The following is a 17,184-nucleotide window of genomic DNA, read 5'->3' on the forward strand; positions in this document are numbered from 1 at the left end:
CAGTATTTTATACTACAACTCCCTGATTTTGCAAGAGCGATTTCATCAGCGGGTGTGTCTTCAGCGACTTCGCCTTCCATGCCGTCCACTTGCCCGGCACTTGCGCCAACACCTGGTCGGCAGCGTCTTCGCTGGAGAACGCGCAAAACACGCACGCCCCTGAGCCAGTCATCCTGGCATCGCCATGGCTGCTCAACCATTCAACCGCCTCTGCTACCGGCGGGAATAGGCGCATCGCCACGTCCTGCAAATCATTTTTCCCAAAACCAACCGTACTGCATGAATCGGTGTGGCTGGAAAAGTCCGCTATTTTGACGGGCTTTGAATCTCTTGTCAAATCCGGCGCAGAAAAAATTGCGGGCGTCGGCACCGCGACACCCGGCTCGATCACCACATACCAGCAATCCGGCCCCGGCACTGCCTGCAAGGCCTCCCCCACGCCTTCCGCGAACGCGGTTTCGCCGAACAGGAAGAACGGGATGTCGGCGCCCAGCGGCAAGCCCAGCGCCATCAATTCTTCGCGGCTCAAGCCGGCTTGCCACAGCGCGTTGGCTGCCATCAAGGCGGTGGCCGCATCCGACGACCCGCCGCCCAGCCCGCCACCCATGGGCAAGACCTTGTCCACCCTGACGGAGATGCCTGGCGGCAGCCGGCCGTGGCGGCGCGCAAACTCGGCCTGCAGCAGGCGCAGCGCGCGCACGACCAGGTCTTGCTCTTCGGGCACGCCCGGCACGTCGTTGGTGCGGCGAATCTGGTCGTCGTCGCGCAAGTCGAAATGCAGGCGGTCGGCACGGTCGATCAGCTGGAATACGCTTTGCAGCAGGTGGTAGCCATCGGCGCGGCGGCCGGTGACGTGCAGGAACAGGTTGAGCTTGGCCGGCGCCGGGCAATCGTGCAGCGAACGCATGGATCAGGCTGCCGGCAGGATGACGATGCGGATCGCCAGGTCCGTGATGTCGCCCGAGGCGGCGCGCTCGGCCTGGATCAGGCGCGGCGTCGGCTGGGCCGCCGCCGAATCTTGCCACTCGACGAAGCGCAACCGCCAGCCATCCTTGGTCGTCACGCTGTTATTGGCCGGCGAGGCGCGGAAGCGCTGCCCCTGCGCATCCAACGCATAGCCCTGCAGCCAGTCGCGCAGGCCGGACACCGGCAGCGGCCAGCCCAGGGTCTCCTGGGTCAGGCTGTCGATGTCGCCCGCCGTACGCTCCTGGCCGCCCTGGACCAGGGTCGCAGTCGTCGGCGTGACATTGATCGTGGCCACGGTCTGGCCCAGCGGGGAAATCAGGGCGACGTCGATCGCCGCGGGACGCTGTTCCCAGTTGAAATTGCCGGTGATCGACTCCTGCCTGCCATCCTTCTGATAATTGACCGACAGCTTGCCCGACAGGTCGATCGTGTCGCGGTAATCGCCGACCGTGGCGGTGGACAGGTTGGCGGTGCTGGTGGCGCAGCCGGCCAGGATGGCGGCGCAGGCGAGCAGGGTGAGACGTCGGGTCAGCGGCATAGAAAAATGTCTGGAGTGCAGTTAAGAAAAAACATGAACGTAGCCAACAGCCTGATTGCTGTCAGCGAGCGCGGAAACGTCGTCCCCGCGAAGGCGGGGACCCAAGTTTTTCGCTCTGCCGCTTCGACTGAACGCAGTGGCAGTGCATGCAACTTGGGTCCCCGCCTGCGCGGGGACGACGTGGCTGCAGCTTAACTTAACGATGCTGCCCCCCGCAAAAAAGGATTATTTCACAAGGCAGGCCGCAACCGCGCCAGCGTGGTGCGCAGCGTGTCGTTCTGCGGATCCTTGGCGCCCGCCTCGCGCCACAGCTTCTCGGCCGCCGACTTATCGCCCTTCTGCCACAGCACTTCGCCCAGGTGGACGGCGATCTCGGGGTCCTTGCGCAAACCGTAGGCGCGGCGCAGGAATTTCTCGGCCTCAACCAGATTGCCCATCCGATAATGAACCCAGCCCATGCTGTCCATGATGAAGGGATCGTCCGGCGCCATGTCGAGCGCCTTGGCGATCAGGCCATAGGCTTCCTGCAGGCGCACATTGCGCTCCGCCAGCGAATAGCCGAGGGCGTTATAGGCATGGTGATTGTCCGGCGCCTGCGCCATCACTTCACGCAATTGCGCTTCCATCACGTCGACCTTGCCCAGTTTTTCGGCCAGCAGCGCGAAGTCGTACAGCAGGTCGGGATTCTTCGGGAAGCGCTTGGTGGCCGCTTCCATCACCGCATAGGCTTCCTGCAACTGGTTGGCTTCGCGCAGCAGTTGCGCCTCGGCCGCCATCAGCTGGGCCTGGCGCGCCGGATCGTCGGTCTTGATCTCGGCCAGCAGGCGCCGCGCGCTGTTCACGTCGCCGCCCTTGCCGACCAGGTGGACGCGGCGCAGCTGGGTATTGAAACGGGTCTGCGGGTCCGTGCCTTCAGGCACCTTGTCCAGCCATTGCAGGGCGCCGACCAGGTCGTTGCGCTCTTCCGCCAGTTGCGACAGGATCAATAGCGCGCGCGAAGGATCGCGTTCGTCGTCCGGATTGCGTCCCAGGACTTCCACGAAGCGCGTGAAATATTGTTCGGCGCCGAGGGCATCGTTCATCTGCGTGGCAAGGATGCCCAGCGCATACAGATGGGCGACATTGTCGGGCTGGGCCTTGACCAGCAGCTCGAACTCGCGCCGCGCAGCCGGATAATCCTTGCGGTTGACCAGCACCCGCGCATAGGCAGCGCGCACGTCGCTCGCCTTCGGATAGCTCTTGAGGAATTTCTGCATCAAGGCCACCACTTGCGCCTCGTCCTCGGTCACCTGCGCCAGCATCAAGAGGGCGATCTCGGCGTCGGGCTTGATCGCCAGCGCCGCCTGGGCTTCGCTGCGGGCCAGCGCCTTGTCGTCACGCACCAGCGCGATCTGGGCGCGCACGACGCGCGCTTCCATCGTATTTTCGTAGGGCGCGATCAGTCGCTCGAGCATGGCGATCGCCGCTTCCTTGTCCTTCGCGCGGCCCAGCAATTGCTGGACCTGGAACAGCAGCACGCCGCGCCGGGCCGGGGTCGCCTCGCGCAGGCGCTGTTCGAAGATCGGTTCGAGTTCAGAGATCTTGTCGGACGTGACGGCCATGCCGACGAAATACTGGGTCGCTTCGTCGGAATCCGGGTCGAGCCGGTACCACAGGCGCACCGCGGCCAGGGTGTCGTCGGCCTGCTTGGCGGCCACTGCCATCTCGGCCGCGCGGCGCGCCAGGCGCGGATCGTGGGTGCGCTGGGCCAGGTTGTAGACGGTCAGATAAGGCCCCTGCCAGTCGCCATTGCGAAACGCGAATTCCGCCTTCATCAGCTGCTCGAGCATGACGGGCGTGAGCTCGACCTTGGGCAGGCGCGCTTCTTCCTCGGCCTTTTGCTTGGCCGCCAGCTCTTCTTCGTCCAGCTCGGGCTCGGCCTCTTTCTGCGCGGATTGTTGCGCGGATTGCTGCTGGCCGAACTTGGCGTCCTCGCCGGCGGCGAGCGACTGCTGTTGCGGGGAGGCAGCACATCCTGAGAGCAGGCCTGCAAGCAGCCCGGAGACGGTTACAATGGCGAAAGCGTTTTTCAAAGCAAGTCCAAGATCCGAGTTGATATTTTGATTTGATTCTACGCTCACGCGCAGGCGCCTGCCGCGCATGAGCTGCGTAAGGATCCCTGGCGCCAGCCCGGCCCGCAGGCTGCCCAGCCGCGACGGCAACCCGACTTTACACGATTCGTCTCCCCCATGCCTGAACTGCCAGAAGTAGAAGTCACCCGGCGCGGTGTCGCGCCCCACATCGAAGGCCGCGTGGTCGAGCAGGTCGTCTGCCGCCGCGACGGCCTGCGCTGGCCCTTCCCGCCCGGCTTGTCCGCGCTGCTGGCCGGCCGCCGCATCCTGTCCACCGGCCGGCGCGGCAAATACCTCCTGATTCATTTCGAGCACGGCACCTTGATCATCCACCTGGGCATGTCCGGCCACCTGCGCGTGCTGCCGCCGGGCATCGAACCACGCAAGCACGACCATTTCGACCTCGTCGTCAATGGCCCCGATGGCGTGCAAGTGCTGCGCCTGCATGATCCGCGCCGCTTCGGCGCCGTGCTGTGGCATGCCAACGAGGATGGCGACCTGGAAGAACACATCCTGCTGCGCGGCCTGGGCGTGGAACCGCTCGGCGAGCAGTTCGATGGCGCCCTGCTGCACCGGGCAACGCGGCGCCGCAGCGCCCCGATCAAGCAGGTGCTGCTGGCCGGCGACATCGTGGTGGGCGTCGGCAATATCTACGCCTGCGAGAGCCTGTTCCGGGCAGGCATCAGCCCCAAGACGGCGGCCTCGCGCATCAGCCGCGCGCGCTACGACCGGCTGGCCGAAGTGATCCGCGAGATCCTGGCCGCCGCCATCGTCCAGGGCGGCAGTACCCTGCGTGACTTTATTGCTGTAAATGGGCAGTCTGGATATTTCCAGCAGACATATTTCGTCTATGATCGTGCTGGTGTGCCCTGCCGCCAATGCGAGGCGCCGGTCCGCCAGATCAAGCAGGGCCAGCGCTCGACCTTCTATTGCGCGCAGTGCCAGCGCTGAAGACATAACGGGCTGAACGATGCAGGATCTACAACAGTATGGAGCGTGGCGAGCCAGCGTTGCCGCCAGCCTCGATGGCTACGGCACTGCCCTGCGCGAAGCCGGCCTGATCGACGCCGCCGGCGAACAGGTGCTGGCGCGCGCGCTCGGACGCTTGCGCGACGACCGGCTGTCGGTCGCCTTCGTGGCCGAGTTCTCGCGTGGAAAAACCGAGCTGATCAACGCACTGTTCTTCGCCGACTACGGCCAGCGCATCTTGCCGTCCAGCGCCGGCCGCACCACCATGTGCCCGACCGAGCTGCTGTGGGATGCCCAGTTGCCGCCCTGCATCCGCCTGCTGCCGATCGAGACCCGCGCCGGCCAGCTGTCCACGGGCGACTACCGCGACGATCCCGGCGCCTGGACCGTGCTGCCGCTCGACCTGGACGACCCGGGCGCGATGCACGAGACGCTGCGCCAGGTCAGCCAGACCCGCCATGTGGCGACGGGCGAGGCCGAGCGCTACGGCCTGTTCGACCCGGAAGATCCCGACCTGGCCGCCGGCGTCGATGCGGACGGCCATATCGAGATCCCGCGCTGGCGCCATGCCATCATCAACCTGCCGCACCCGCTGCTCAAGCAGGGCCTGGTGATCCTCGACACGCCGGGCCTGAACGCGATCGGCACCGAGCCGGAACTGACGCTGAACCTGATCCCGAACGCGCACGCGGTGCTGTTCGTGCTGGCCGCCGACACCGGCGTGACGCGCAGCGACATCGAGGTCTGGCGCACCCATATCGGCGCCGGGCCGGGCCGGCTCGCGGTGCTGAACAAGATCGACGCCATGTGGGACGAGCTCAAAAGCCCGGTCGCCGTGCAAACCGAGATCGCGCGCCAGCAGCACGACGTCGCGCGCCTGCTCGGGCTGGACGCCGGCCAGGTCTATCCGGTCTCGGCCCACAAGGCGCTGGTCGGACGCATCGGCGGCGACATGGACTTGTTCGAGCGCAGCCGCATGGGGGCGCTCGAATCGGCCCTGTTCCACCAGTTGATCCCGGCGCGGCGCACGATCAATGCGCGCCAGTTGCGCGCCGACCTCGAGATCCTGGCGGCAGGCCAGCACGTGCTGGTGGCGGCGCGCCTGCGCGAACTGGTCGAGCAGTTGCAGGAGCTGCGCAGCCTGCGCGGCAAGAACCAGGGCATGATCGCCCACATGGTGCGCCGGGTGGAAGCCGAGAAGAAGGAATTCGACGCCGGCCTGTTCAAGCTGCAGGGCACGCGCGCCGTGTTCACGCGCCTGTCGACCGAGCTGTACACCCTGGTCGGCATGGACGGCCTCCAGGACCGGACCGAAACGGTGCGCGCCGCGATGTCGGCGGCGCGCTTCGCCACCGGCATGCGCGCGCCGGTGCGCAACTACTTCGCCGGCGCGCGCGCCGGCCTGCTCGACGCCTGCGCCAAGGTCGACGAGATCAAGTCCATGATGGATGCCATGCACCGCCGCTTCGCGGCCGAACACGGCCTGTCGCTGGCGCTGCCGCAAGCTTTATCATTGACGCGCCACGTCGACGAGATCGACGCCATCGAAACGCTGTTCGAGCGTCAGTTCGGCACCGCGACCCTGTTGATGACCAGCCGCGCGACCTTGCTCGAGCGCTTCTTCGACTCGATCGCCTCGCGCGTGCGGCGCGTCTACCGCGCCGCCAACGCCGACGTCGAAGCCTGGCTGAAGGTCGCCAACGCGCCGCTGGAAACGCAGATCCGCCAGCACCGCGACAACCTGCGCCAGCGCCAGGCCACGGTCCAGCGCATCCACGACGCCAGCGACAGCCTGGAACAGAAGATCGGCGCCTTCGAGCACGGCCAGGCCGAGCTCGAATCCACGCGCATCCGCCTGGCCGCCATCGCGGCCGGCGTCACCACCCAACTTGCGGCCCAGAGCCACTCACCCGATATCGCATGAAACGCCTCACCGAGTTTGACCAGCTGGCCGATCCGACCTTCTCGAAGGCCGTGATCGACTGGCAGCGCAGCCATGGCCGCCACACCCTGCCCTGGCAAAACACCACCGACGCCTACCGCGTCTGGCTGTCCGAGATAATGCTGCAACAGACGCAAGTCGCCGCGGTGCTGGGCTACTACGCCCGCTTCCTGGAGCGCTTCCCGACCGTCCACGCGCTGGCCGAGGCGCCATCGGAAGACGTGATGGCCCATTGGAGCGGCCTCGGTTACTACACCCGCGCACGCAACCTGCACGCCTGTGCCAAACGGGTGGTGCAGGACTACGACGGCGTGTTCCCGAGCGACCCGGCGCTGCTGGCCGACCTGCCCGGCATCGGCCGCTCGACGGCGGCGGCGATCGCGGCGTTTTCCAGCGGCGTGCGCGCCGCCATCCTGGACGGCAACGTCAAGCGCGTGTTCGCGCGCGTGTTCGGCATCGATGCCTATCCTGGCCTGAAACCCATTGAGGATGCGCTCTGGCGCCGCGCCGACGCCTTGCTCCCCGAGGTGGCCGGCAACCCGGGCGCCATCGAGGCCTATACCCAGGGCCTGATGGACCTGGGCGCCACCCTGTGCACCCGTTCGCGTCCCGACTGCGGCCGCTGCCCGCTGCAGGCGCGCTGTGTCGCCTTCGCCACCGGCCGCACCGCCGAACTGCCGGTGCGTAAACCAAAGAAGGCGACGCCGGAAAAGCGCACCGCGCTGCTGGTCGTCATCGACCGCGGCGAGGTGCTGCTGGAGCAGCGTCCGCAAACCGGCATTTGGGGCGGCCTGCTGTCGCTGCCGGAAGTGGGCGGACACGTGCCGATGGATGAGGATGAAGCGCCGGTCTGTACCTCGGACGTTGCCGCTGCCGCCGGGCCATTTGGCACGATCGACGAAGTGCGGCCACTGAGCCCGCTGGTGCATGTTTTCACCCACTACAAGCTGCACATCGCGCCGTTCGCGGTGACGCTGGCGACGCGCGCGGCCCTGCCGCCAGGGCACGTCTGGTGGAAACTCGATACGATCGGCGAGGCGCCGCTGCCAGCGCCAGTCAAGAAGCTGTTGCTGGATCTGGCAAGGCCAAGCTTGTTCGGATGATTCGTTTTCAATTTTCTTCGATTTTCACGGGCCGTGAAAATCAAAAATTATTGAAACGGTCGGCGAACCTCAGCCAAAAGCGAGAACGAAGTCCTCGCGCGAACGCCGTACCTTCTTGAGCTTCACTAGCCAGTCGCCATCCGCATCGCGGTGGCCCAGCGCCAGCATGCTCACGCTGCGCAGGCCCATGGCCTCGAGTCCCAGCACCTGGTCCACGCCGGCCGGATCGAAGCCTTCCATCGGCGTCGCATCCACCCCTTCCATGGCGGCAGCCACGATGCCGGTGCCCAGGCCGATATAGGCCTGGCGCGCGGCGAATTCGAAATTGGCCTGCCTGCCTTGCGCCGCATGCTTGTTCAGCAACACCTTGCGATAGGCTTCCCAGCCCTCGTTGACAAAGCCGCGCTCACTGTTCACCAGGTCGAACATCTTGTCGATGCGGGTCGGCGTCATGTCGTCCCAGGCGGCGAATACCAGCAGGTGCGAGCAGTCGACGATCTGTTGCTGGTCGTTGGCGACCGGCTTGATGCGCGTGCGCAGCGCGGGATCGCTCACCACGATCAGGTCATAAGGCTGCAGGCCGCTGGAGGTCGGCGCCAGGCGGATCGCCTCGACGATGCGGTCGACCTGTTCCTGGGCGGCCGGGCGCGCCGGATCGAATTTCTTGGTGGCGTAGCGCCATTCCAGGCGCGAGAGCAGTTGGTTCATCTTCCTGTTTCCTTCGGTAGTAGTTGGATTACGCGATGGTGTCGACCGTTCCGCCGTCGACGCGCAGCGCGGCGCCGGTCGTGGCCGAGGCCTGTTGCGAGCAGACGTAGACGACCATGTTCGCCACCTCGTCGGGCGTGGCCACGCGTTGCAGGATGGACGAGCTGCGGTGCTCCCGCACGAACGCGTTCGCCGCCGCCAGCGCACTGGCATGGTCGCCGCCCGGCGCCACCATCTGCTGCACGCCTTCCGACAGGGTCGGCCCCGGCAGCACCGCATTGACCGTAATGCCGGTGCCGGCCAGGCTCTTGGCCAGGCCGCGCGAGATGGCCAGGTTGCTGGTCTTGGTGAAGCCGTAGTGGATCATGTCGGCCGGGATGTTCAGCGCCGACTCGGACGAGATGAACACGATGCGGCCCCAGTCCTTCTCTTGCATGCCGGGCAGGTAGGCGCGGCTGGCGCGTACGCCGGACATGACGTTGATCTCGAAGAAACGGGTCCACTCTTCGTCCGGGATCTCGGCGAACGGTTGCGGGTTGAAGATGCCGACGTTGTTGACGAGGATGTCGGCGTGCGGCTCGGCCGCCTTGAGCGTCGCGACGCCCTGGGCGGTGCCGAGATCGGCGGCGACGCCGCGCACCTGGGCGGCGGGGACTGCCGCGCGCAGCTGCGCAAGCGCCCGGTCGACCTGGTCCTGCTTGCGTCCGGTGAGCACCACGGACGCGCCGGTGCGCGCCAGTCCTTCGGCGATCGCGTAGCCGATGCCGCGGGTCGAGCCGGTCACGATAGCGGTCTTGCCGGTCAAGTCGATATGCATGATGATTCTCCTGTTCAGTAAGAGAAATCATCTTAGACCTCGGCCGGCGGCCGAAACATCGGCCAAAGGACAAATCACCTTTCGAGATCCGGCGCTAATCGGCGCCGGCTTGCGCCCTACCCTGCCAGCGCCGCCGCCAGGTAATCCACCAGCGCCGCCACCCGCCGGCTGGGCGGGCTGACCGGGTACACGGCGTACAGGTCGACCGGCCCCGCCAGAAAGTCGTCCAGCACGGCTTCGAGGCGCCCGGCGACGAGGTCGCGCTGCACGTCCCAGCGGTTCTTGAAGGTGACGCCCCTGCCCTCCAGCGCCCAATCGCGCAATACTTCACCGTCGCTGGACTGGCGGTCGCCGCTCACCTTGACGTTGAACGGCTTGCCCTCGGACTGGAAATTCCAGGCAGCCAGCGGCGCATCGGGCCGCGCCAGCACCAGGCAGTTATGCCCGGCCAGCTGTTCGGGATGCGTCGGCCGGCCGGCGCGCTCCCAATAATCGGGGGCGGCGCACACCAGGCGGTCGCCGCGCACCAGCAGGCGCGCATGCAGGCCGGAATCCGGCAGCGGGCCGCTGCGCAAGGTCAGGTCGATGTTTTCGTGGATGAGGTCGACCGTGCTGTCGCTGAGCAGCAGGGCCAGGCGCAGGCCGGGGTGAAGCGCCTGGAAGGCGTCCAGCAAAGGGCGCAGCTGCTTGCGGCCGAAGTCGTTGGTGGCGCCGATGCGGATCGGCCCGGAGAGCGGCCCGTCTTCCTTCAGCGCGGCCAGCAGGCCGTCCCACTCGCCCACCAGGCGGCGCGCGTCCGCCACCAGTTGCTCGCCCTCGTGCGTCAGGGCCAGGCGGCGCGTCGAGCGCTTGAGCAGGGCGATGCCGAATTCCTGCTCCAGCTGGTCGACCGCCAGGGTGACGGTGGAGATGGCAACGTTGCGCTGGCGCGCCACGCCCGAAAAGCTGCCGGTGCTTGAAACGTCGAGCAGCAGGCGCAGCGCGTCGATCCGGTCCATGGCGGCCCGGGATCAGAAGTGATCGAGCGAAAAGATGCGCCGATGCTCGCGGATCGCGTAGCGGTCGGTCATGCCGGCGATGTAGTCGGCGATCTTGCGCGCCTGCTTCATCGGGTCGCCCTCGACCTGGTAGTCGTTCGGCAGCAGCACCGGGTCGTCGAGGAAGGCCTGGAACAGCTCGCGCACGATGCGGCTCGCCTTCACCCGCATGCGGTTGACCTGGAAGTGGCGGTACAGGTTGGCGTACAGGAAGCGCTTGAGCGCCGTGGTCTCGGCGCGCATGGTGTCCGAGAAGCGGATCAGCGGCGGGCCCGCGCGCACGTCGTCGATGGTCTGCGGGTTCGCGTCCAGGATGCGCTGGGCCGAGGTCTCGACCAGGTCGGCCGTCATCGCCGTGATCATCAGGCGGATCGTCTCGTAGAGCGCGCGCCGTCCCGCTAACCCGGGGTATTGCTGTTCGACCTGCCAGCGAAGGCGCGCGAACAATTCCACCTCTTCCATCTGCTTCATGGTCAGCAGGCCGGAGCGCAGGCCGTCGTCGATATCGTGGTTGTTGTATGCGATCTCGTCGGCCAGGTTGGTCAGCTGCGCCTCCAGGCTGGGCTGGCTGCGGTCGATGAAACGCTGGCCCAGCTCGCCCAGCTGGCGCGCATTGTTCAGCGAGCAGTGCTTGAGGATGCCCTCGCGCGTTTCGAACGTCAGGTTCAGGCCGTCGAAGGCGCCGTAGTGCTCCTCCAGATGATCGACCACGCGCAGGCTTTGCAGATTGTGCTCGAAGCCGCCGAAGTCCTTCATGCAGTCGTTGAGCACGTCCTGGCCCACGTGGCCGAAGGGAGTGTGGCCCAGGTCGTGCGCCAGCGCGGTGGCTTCGACCAGGTCTTCGTTCAGGCGCAGGCTGCGCGCCAGGGTGCGGCCGATCTGCGCCACCTCGATGCTGTGGGTCAGCCGGGTGCGGAACAGGTCGCCCTCGTGGTTCAGGAATACCTGGGTTTTATATTCGAGCCGGCGGAAGGCGGTCGAGTGGATGATGCGGTCGCGGTCGCGCTGGTATTCGCTGCGCGAACCCGGGCCTGGTTCGATGTGGCGCCGGCCGCGCGACTGCGACGAGTGCGCCGCGTAGGGAGCCAGGCTGGCGTCGAAGCTCCACGTAGCGTTCATCGTGTGCCCCTCAGCCGCTGCACGCCGCCAGGGTCGAGCGCAGGATGTCCAGCGGGGCCGTGGTGATCGACGGGCTGCCGAGCGGCTTGAGCAGGATGAAGCGAATCTCGCCGCCCTCGTTCTTCTTGTCGACTTCCATCAGCTCGATCCAGCGCGCCTCGCCAAGATCGGGCGCCACGGCCGGCAGGCCGGCGGCGCGCACCAGGGCGCGCACGCGCTCAACGGCGGCCGGTTCGATCAGGCCCAGGCGCGCGGACATATCGGCCGCCATCACCATGCCGCAGCCGACCGCCTCGCCGTGCAGCCACTCGCCGTAGCCCAGGCCATTCTCGATCGCGTGGCCGAAGGTATGGCCGAAGTTCAGCACCGCGCGCAGGCCGCCTTCGCGTTCGTCCTTGCGCACCACGTCGGACTTGATCTCGCACGAGCGCGCGATCGCATAGGCAAGCGCCTGCGGCTCGCGCGCAAGCAGGGCCTCAACGTTCGCCTCGATCCAGTCGAAGTAGGCCGCGTCGAGGATGGCGCCATGCTTGATCACCTCGGCCAGGCCGGCCGACAGCTCGCGCGCCGGCAGCGTGTCGAGCGTCGCGGTGTCGGCGATGACGGCGCGCGGCTGGTAGAAGGCGCCGATCATGTTCTTGCCCAGCGGGTGGTTGATGCCGGTCTTGCCGCCCACCGAGGAATCGACCTGGGACAGCAGGGTGGTCGGGATCTGCACGAAGGGCACGCCGCGCATATAGCTCGCCGCGGCGAAGCCGGTCAGGTCGCCGATCACGCCGCCGCCCAGCGCCACCAGCGTGGTCTTGCGGTCGCATTTGTGTTGCAGCAGCGCGTCGTACACCAGGTTGAGCGACTGCCAGTTCTTGTGCTCTTCGCCGTCCGGCAGCACGATCTCGAGCACGTCGCGGCCCGCGGCGCGCAGGTGGCCGGCCACCTTGGCCAGGTAGAGCGGCGCGACGGTGGTGTTGGTGACGATGGCCACCTTGTTGCCGCCGATGTGGCGCGCCAGCAGTGCGGCGTCGTCCAGCAGGCCGGGGCCGATCGCGATCGGGTAGCTGCGTTCGCCGAGGTCGACGTTGAGGGTGATGTGGTCCTGTTCGTTCATCGATGTCCTTGCCAGCCGGCGCGCGCGCGCTGTTTCCTGCGCCGCCAGCTGATCCAATATGGTCTGTACCATCGATTGTACGTTAGGACGGCCGGTGTCGATGACGAGGTCCGCAATCTCGCGGTACAGCGGATCGCGCTGGGTCCACAGCTCTTCGAGTTTCGCGCGCGGGTCGGCCGTCTGCAGCAGCGGACGGTTCTTGTCGTGGGCGGTGCGTTGCAGGATGCTGCCGATCGAGGCGCGCAGGTAGATCACGGTGCCGCGCTCGGCCAGGTAGGCGCGATTCCGCGGGTCCAGCACGGCGCCGCCGCCGGTGGCCAGCACCAGGCCCTGCTGGCCGGTGAGGTCGCGGATCACGTCCGCTTCGCGCCGCCGGAAACAGGCCTCGCCCTCGATCTCGAAGATCCAGGGGATGGTGGCGCCGGTACGCGCCTCGATCTCGTGGTCGGAATCGACGAAGCGGCGATTGAGCTTGCGTGCAAGCAATCGGCCGATCGTGGTCTTCCCCGCCCCCATCAGGCCAACAAGGAAGATATTGTCGTTCTTGGGATGTGGCACTACCAAACCCGCTCTGATAAAAAGACGGCCAGTATAGACTGGCCGCCTGTCAATCCGCCAATTTTATGGGCGGGAGCACGTGAAGGCCAGTTTGAACGGGATCGAGGTGATCTTGCCGCGTGGCGTCGTGGCGCGCACGTTGAAGGTGGCCGCGCTGGAGGTCGTGCACGGCTTTTCGCCGGTCGCGGCCACGGTGACGGTGTGGCTCGACCCCACGGCGCCCGTGGCGGTGCCGACGAAGATGCTCGGCACGGTTTCGGGGATCACTTCCACACCGGTGGCATTGACCGCGCCGCTGACCGAGATCGTGGTGCCGGCCGGCAGCGGGTTGTCGTTCAGGTCGGTGAGCTTGAGCGTGAATACCTTCGAGTCGTTGGCGTTGGCGCTGCCCAGGTCGATTGGCCACCCGGACTGGGGCTTGAGCACGTTTTCCAGGTAGACGTTCGTCACGTCGGCATTGCTGAAGGTGATCGTGGTCCTGGCGAACTGGGTGTTGGCGCCGTCGGTCGTGCTGGCGCAGACCGTGGCCACGCCCATGCGATTGACGTCCGGGCTCGATCCGGGGCCGGTATTACAAGGGGTGGCCGGAATGCCCGGAATGGCCTTGCGCGGTTCCTGGGTGCGGAACGGCACCGAGCAGCCGCCATTGACGGTGGTGCAGCCGCCCTTGTCCGACGAGCCGATGGCGCCCATATTGGTCTGGAACACGACCGGGGTGCCGTCGGCGACCGGGTTGCCGAAGGCGTCGGCCAGCAGCACGTTGACGGTGGCGGCAGGCGTGACGGGACCGCTGTCGAATTCCCAGCCATCCACGTTACCCTGGGTCACAGAGAGCGAGAAGGCGCGCTGCACCGGCAGGCCGGTGGTCACGACGATCGAGTCCGAGGTGGTGGAGATGTCGGCGCCATTGCCGCTGGCGGTGCCGGGCAGCACGGCGCGCACGCGGAACGAGGTCGGCACGGAGCCCGAATTGACGGTGGTGATCACCTCGCCGTTCTGGTCGGTGCGGTCGATGCTCTTGTTCAGGTTGACCAATCCCTCGGGCTCGATGAAGAACCGCACTTCCTTGTTGGCCAGCGGACGGTTGAACAGGTCGAACACGCGGAAGCGCAGGGTCGCGGTCTCGGTGCGGTTGATGCCGCCCTGGCCGCGGATCACGATCGACTTGTCGATCGGCAGCGCCTCGACGAGTTGCACCGACGCGGCGCCCGGCTGGGCGATCACGAGCGAACCCGTGGCCGGGGTCGTGACGCCATCGGCGGTCACGGTGATGGTGTCGTTGTTGCCGCAACCCTGGTCGCGGTAGACCGTCTCGGCGGTGCCGTTGTTGGTAGCGACCACGGCCGCCAGCGTGGCCTTGCCGGCGGCCACGCAGGCCGACGTGAAGTTGACGTTGACCTGGCCCATGTACTTGGCGCCGTTGGCCAGCAGGTCGACCGAGATCCTGCTCGAATCATAGGCGTTGATGCTGGCCGGCTCCAGGCGCAGCGCGCTGAAGGTCAGCGCGGTGGCGTTGACCGAGTAGTTGGCGGTGCTGGTGACGGCGGTGCCGGCCACGGTGGCGCTGGCGGTGACGGTGCCGGCGCCGCCGGCCGCCAGGCTGGCCACGCGCATGGTGATGCTGGCGGTGCCGCTGGCATCGGTCAGGGCGGTGCCGGCGCCGGGCGCGAACACGGCCAGGTCGGCGGCGGTGGTGAAGGTGACCAGCGCATTCGGTACCGGCTGCTTGTTGGCGTCGAGCACCAGGGCGCGTACCGTCAGCGGAGTGGCGCCGGACAGCGAGGTGCTGGCCGTGCCCGAGGCGCTGACCAGGCTGACGCCGACGGTCGGCGCGGCCGGCGTGACCGGCGTGCCGCCGCTGCCATTGCCGCCGCTGCCGCCCGGGGTGCCCGGGCTGCCGCCACCGCCGCCGCAGGCGGACAGGGTTGCGGCCAGGAGCAGCGCCAGGCTGCCGTACTTGATGTGCTGGTTGTTCATATTATTATCAGTTGGGGTTAAAGTCAGTTCAGCGCGTGCCCGCCACGTTCTCGTTCACGATCTTCGGGGTGATGAAGACCAGCAGCTCGGTCTTGCTGTGCTCGGTGCCGGTGGTCTTGAACAGATAGCCCAGCAGCGGGACGTCGCCCAGCAGCGGCACCTTGGTCACGTTGTTGCGCTCGGTCTGCTGGTAGATCCCGCCCAGCACCACCGTGCCGCCGTTCTCGACCATCACCTTGGTCTTGACGTGCTGGGTGTTGATCGCGAAGCCGGCGCGCGTCTCTTCACCCTTCGAATCCTTGTTGACGTCCACTTCCAGCACCACGTTGCCGTCCGGCGTGATCTGCGGCGTCACTTCCAGGCGCAGATTGGCCTTCTTGAACGCGATCGAGGTGGCGCCGCTGCTGGTTGCCTGCTCGTAGGGCAGCTCGACGCCCTGCTCGATCACGGCGACCTGCTTGTCCTCGGTGACCACGCGCGGGCTGGAGATGATCTTGCCCTTGCCATCGGCTTCCAGCGCCGACAGCTCCAGGTTCAGGAAGCGGTTGGCGGCCGACGAGAACAGCGAGAACGCCAGCGTCGACGGGGCGATGCCGCCGATGTTGGCCGCCGGCAGGTTGACCATCGTGGTGTTGTCGATGCTGGTGCTGGCAGGGGTCTGGCCCGTCACCTGGCCGACGCCGGCCAGGTTGCCGCCGATGGCGACGCGCTCGTTGCCGCTGATCTGCCAGCCGGAGTCGCCGCCGCGCTGGGTGCGCAGGTCGTTGAAGCCCAGCTTGGCGCCGAGGTTGCGCGAGAAGCCGTCGTTGGCCTCGACCAGGCGCGCCTCGATCAGCACCTGCTTCGAGGCGATGTCGGTCTTCTGGATCAGCTTGCGGATGTCCTCGATCTTGGAGGCGATATCGGTCACGAACAGCTGGTTGGTGCGCGGATCGATGATCGCGCTGCCGCGCCGCGACAGCACGCGGTTACGGCCGCCGGCGTCGCTGCTGGCGGTGGCGCCGGCGGCGTCCAGGCCGAACACGTTGCGGAACGATTCCGCCTTCTGGTAATTGAGCTGGAAGATCTCGGAGCGCAGCGGCTCGAGTTCGGCGATCTGGGCGCGCTGCTCGAGTTCGAGCTTTTCCTTGGTCAGCAGTTCTTCCTTCGGCGCGATCCACACCACGTTGCCGTTCTTGCGCTGGTCCAGGCCCTTGGCGGTCAGGATCACGTCCAGCGCCTGGTCCCACGGCACGTCCTTCAGGCGCAGGGTCAGCGAGCCGGTGACCGAATCGCTGGCGATGATGTTCAGGCCCGAAATGTCGGCCACCGCCTGCAGCGCGGCGCGCACTTCGACGTCCTGGAACTCGAACGACAGCTTTTCGCCGCGATAACCCTGCGGGTTGTCGCGCGAGCCCAGGCTGCTGCGATTCGGGTCGCCTTCGACCTTGCGCACCTCGACCACGAGCTGGGAATCGCTCTGGAACACCGACTGTTCCCAGTTGCCTTGCGCCTCCACCGTCATGCGGACGTTGTCGCCCTGGGCCTGGGTCGAGACGCGGGTGACCGGCGTGCCGAAATCGGTCACGTCCAGGCGCCGCCGCAGCGACTCCGGCAGGCGCGCATTGAGGAAGTCGACGGTCACGCCGCTGTCGGTCTGGCGCACGTCGACCGCCACCTGGTTGGCGGGCAGGTCGACCACGACCCGGCCGGCGCCGTTGGCGCCGCGACGGAAGTCGAGGTCGCGCAACTGGGGACGCGAGGCGGGAAGCGCGGACGGCGCCGCTGCAACTGCCGGCATGCCGCTGGCATTGAGCGGGCGCGCCACGCCGCCCGAGCCTTCCACCGTCACGATCACCGACTTGCCGTCGATCGTGGTGGCGTAATTCAGGGCGCGCGCCAGGTTCAGCACCAGGCGGGTACGTTCGCCGGCCTGCACCACGTTCAGGCTGCGCACGTCGCCCAGGTTCATCTCGTGCACCGTCTTGCCGGTGGCATTGGCGGTGGCGCCGAAGTCGAGCGCAATGCGGGACGGATTGGTGATCGCGAAGCCGATCGGCGCACGCGCCGGGACCTCGCGCATGGTCACGTTGATGACCACGTTGCTGCCCTGCTGGTTGGCCGTGATCGATTCGATCGCGTTGCCCTGGGCCACGGCGGCGCCGGCGCACATCATGAGCATGAGTGCGGCCGCGGCGCGCGCCAGCCATGCCGGCGGTGCGAAGCGAATCTTGACGTTGAAGGTCATTTACTGC

The 17,184-nt window shown here is 67.0% G+C and carries 13 protein-coding genes; 3 read left to right on the forward strand and 10 right to left on the reverse strand.

Going from position 1 to position 17,184, the window contains the following annotated elements; all coding sequences use genetic code 11:
- Positions 1-7 precede the first annotated feature (7 nt).
- From ispE to FVD38_RS19975, 3 genes are all read right to left on the reverse strand, one after another.
- Positions 8-907, reverse strand: a complete 900-nt coding sequence (ispE, locus tag FVD38_RS19965) for a 4-(cytidine 5'-diphospho)-2-C-methyl-D-erythritol kinase (protein WP_147936433.1) — start codon at positions 905-907, stop codon at positions 8-10.
- A 3-nt stretch (positions 908-910) separates the two neighbouring features.
- The gene (locus tag FVD38_RS19970) at positions 911-1,504 is read right to left on the reverse strand and encodes an outer membrane lipoprotein LolB (protein ID WP_147936434.1); all 594 of its coding nucleotides are present in this window, start codon (positions 1,502-1,504) and stop codon (positions 911-913) included.
- Positions 1,505-1,734: 230 nt separating this feature from the next.
- Positions 1,735-3,576, reverse strand: coding sequence for a tetratricopeptide repeat protein (locus tag FVD38_RS19975; protein WP_229493854.1), 1,842 nt, complete (start codon positions 3,574-3,576; stop codon positions 1,735-1,737).
- A gap of 156 nt (positions 3,577-3,732) precedes the next feature.
- Between FVD38_RS19975 and mutM the strand changes: the two genes are divergently transcribed.
- From mutM to mutY, 3 genes are read left to right on the forward strand one after another with little or no spacing between them, the layout of a single operon-like run.
- A complete protein-coding gene (gene mutM, locus FVD38_RS19980) occupies positions 3,733-4,566 on the forward strand; it encodes a bifunctional DNA-formamidopyrimidine glycosylase/DNA-(apurinic or apyrimidinic site) lyase (RefSeq protein WP_147936436.1) in 834 nt (277 codons plus the stop codon).
- A gap of 19 nt (positions 4,567-4,585) precedes the next feature.
- Entirely contained in the window at positions 4,586-6,508 is a 1,923-nt protein-coding gene (locus tag FVD38_RS19985; protein ID WP_147936437.1) for a dynamin family protein, read from the forward strand.
- The gene (gene mutY, locus FVD38_RS19990; protein ID WP_147936438.1) at positions 6,505-7,629 is read left to right on the forward strand and encodes an A/G-specific adenine glycosylase; all 1,125 of its coding nucleotides are present in this window, start codon (positions 6,505-6,507) and stop codon (positions 7,627-7,629) included. Before FVD38_RS19985 ends, mutY begins: the two co-directional genes overlap by 4 nt.
- Positions 7,630-7,698: 69 nt before the next feature.
- Here the strand turns inward: mutY and FVD38_RS19995 are convergent, their stop codons facing one another.
- From FVD38_RS19995 to FVD38_RS20025, 7 genes are all read right to left on the reverse strand, one after another.
- Positions 7,699-8,337: an NAD(P)H-dependent oxidoreductase gene (locus FVD38_RS19995; RefSeq protein WP_147936439.1), complete on the reverse strand. Its 639-nt coding sequence runs from the start codon at positions 8,335-8,337 to the stop codon at positions 7,699-7,701.
- A gap of 28 nt (positions 8,338-8,365) precedes the next feature.
- Positions 8,366-9,154 carry an SDR family NAD(P)-dependent oxidoreductase gene (locus FVD38_RS20000; RefSeq protein ID WP_147936440.1) on the reverse strand — a complete coding sequence of 263 codons (789 nt, stop codon included), beginning with the start codon at positions 9,152-9,154 and terminating at the stop codon, positions 8,366-8,368.
- A 116-nt stretch (positions 9,155-9,270) separates the two neighbouring features.
- Positions 9,271-10,152, reverse strand: a complete 882-nt coding sequence (locus FVD38_RS20005) for a LysR family transcriptional regulator (RefSeq protein ID WP_147936441.1) — start codon at positions 10,150-10,152, stop codon at positions 9,271-9,273.
- Between the two features lie 12 nt (positions 10,153-10,164).
- Positions 10,165-11,310 carry a deoxyguanosinetriphosphate triphosphohydrolase gene (locus tag FVD38_RS20010; protein WP_147936442.1) on the reverse strand — a complete coding sequence of 382 codons (1,146 nt, stop codon included), beginning with the start codon at positions 11,308-11,310 and terminating at the stop codon, positions 10,165-10,167.
- Between the two features lie 10 nt (positions 11,311-11,320).
- Positions 11,321-12,931: a bifunctional shikimate kinase/3-dehydroquinate synthase AroKB gene (gene aroKB, locus FVD38_RS20015; protein ID WP_229493857.1), complete on the reverse strand. Its 1,611-nt coding sequence runs from the start codon at positions 12,929-12,931 to the stop codon at positions 11,321-11,323.
- Positions 12,932-13,036: 105 nt separating this feature from the next.
- Complete coding sequence (locus FVD38_RS20020; RefSeq protein ID WP_147936444.1) at positions 13,037-14,950, reverse strand: Ig-like domain-containing protein; 1,914 nt, start codon at positions 14,948-14,950, stop codon at positions 13,037-13,039.
- A 28-nt stretch (positions 14,951-14,978) separates the two neighbouring features.
- Positions 14,979-17,177: a type IV pilus secretin PilQ gene (locus FVD38_RS20025; protein ID WP_147936445.1), complete on the reverse strand. Its 2,199-nt coding sequence runs from the start codon at positions 17,175-17,177 to the stop codon at positions 14,979-14,981.
- Between the last annotated feature and the right edge of the window lie 7 nt (positions 17,178-17,184).

It is taken from the genome of Massilia arenae, assembly GCF_008014745.1.
GTDB classification, from domain to species: Bacteria; Pseudomonadota; Gammaproteobacteria; order Burkholderiales; family Burkholderiaceae_D; genus Telluria; species Telluria arenae.

Coding starts and splice junctions, on each gene's coding strand:
- ispE (WP_147936433.1), bottom strand. CDS start 907: ATGCGTTCGCTGCACGATTGCCCGGCGCCGGCCAAGCTCAACCTGTTC.
- FVD38_RS19970 (WP_147936434.1), bottom strand. CDS start 1,504: ATGCCGCTGACCCGACGTCTCACCCTGCTCGCCTGCGCCGCCATCCTG.
- mutM (WP_147936436.1), top strand. CDS start 3,733: ATGCCTGAACTGCCAGAAGTAGAAGTCACCCGGCGCGGTGTCGCGCCC.
- FVD38_RS19985 (WP_147936437.1), top strand. CDS start 4,586: ATGCAGGATCTACAACAGTATGGAGCGTGGCGAGCCAGCGTTGCCGCC.
- mutY (WP_147936438.1), top strand. CDS start 6,505: ATGAAACGCCTCACCGAGTTTGACCAGCTGGCCGATCCGACCTTCTCG.
- FVD38_RS19995 (WP_147936439.1), bottom strand. CDS start 8,337: ATGAACCAACTGCTCTCGCGCCTGGAATGGCGCTACGCCACCAAGAAA.
- FVD38_RS20000 (WP_147936440.1), bottom strand. CDS start 9,154: ATGCATATCGACTTGACCGGCAAGACCGCTATCGTGACCGGCTCGACC.
- FVD38_RS20005 (WP_147936441.1), bottom strand. CDS start 10,152: ATGGACCGGATCGACGCGCTGCGCCTGCTGCTCGACGTTTCAAGCACC.
- FVD38_RS20010 (WP_147936442.1), bottom strand. CDS start 11,310: ATGAACGCTACGTGGAGCTTCGACGCCAGCCTGGCTCCCTACGCGGCG.
- aroKB (WP_229493857.1), bottom strand. CDS start 12,931: ATGGGGGCGGGGAAGACCACGATCGGCCGATTGCTTGCACGCAAGCTC.
- FVD38_RS20020 (WP_147936444.1), bottom strand. CDS start 14,950: ATGAACAACCAGCACATCAAGTACGGCAGCCTGGCGCTGCTCCTGGCC.
- FVD38_RS20025 (WP_147936445.1), bottom strand. CDS start 17,177: ATGACCTTCAACGTCAAGATTCGCTTCGCACCGCCGGCATGGCTGGCG.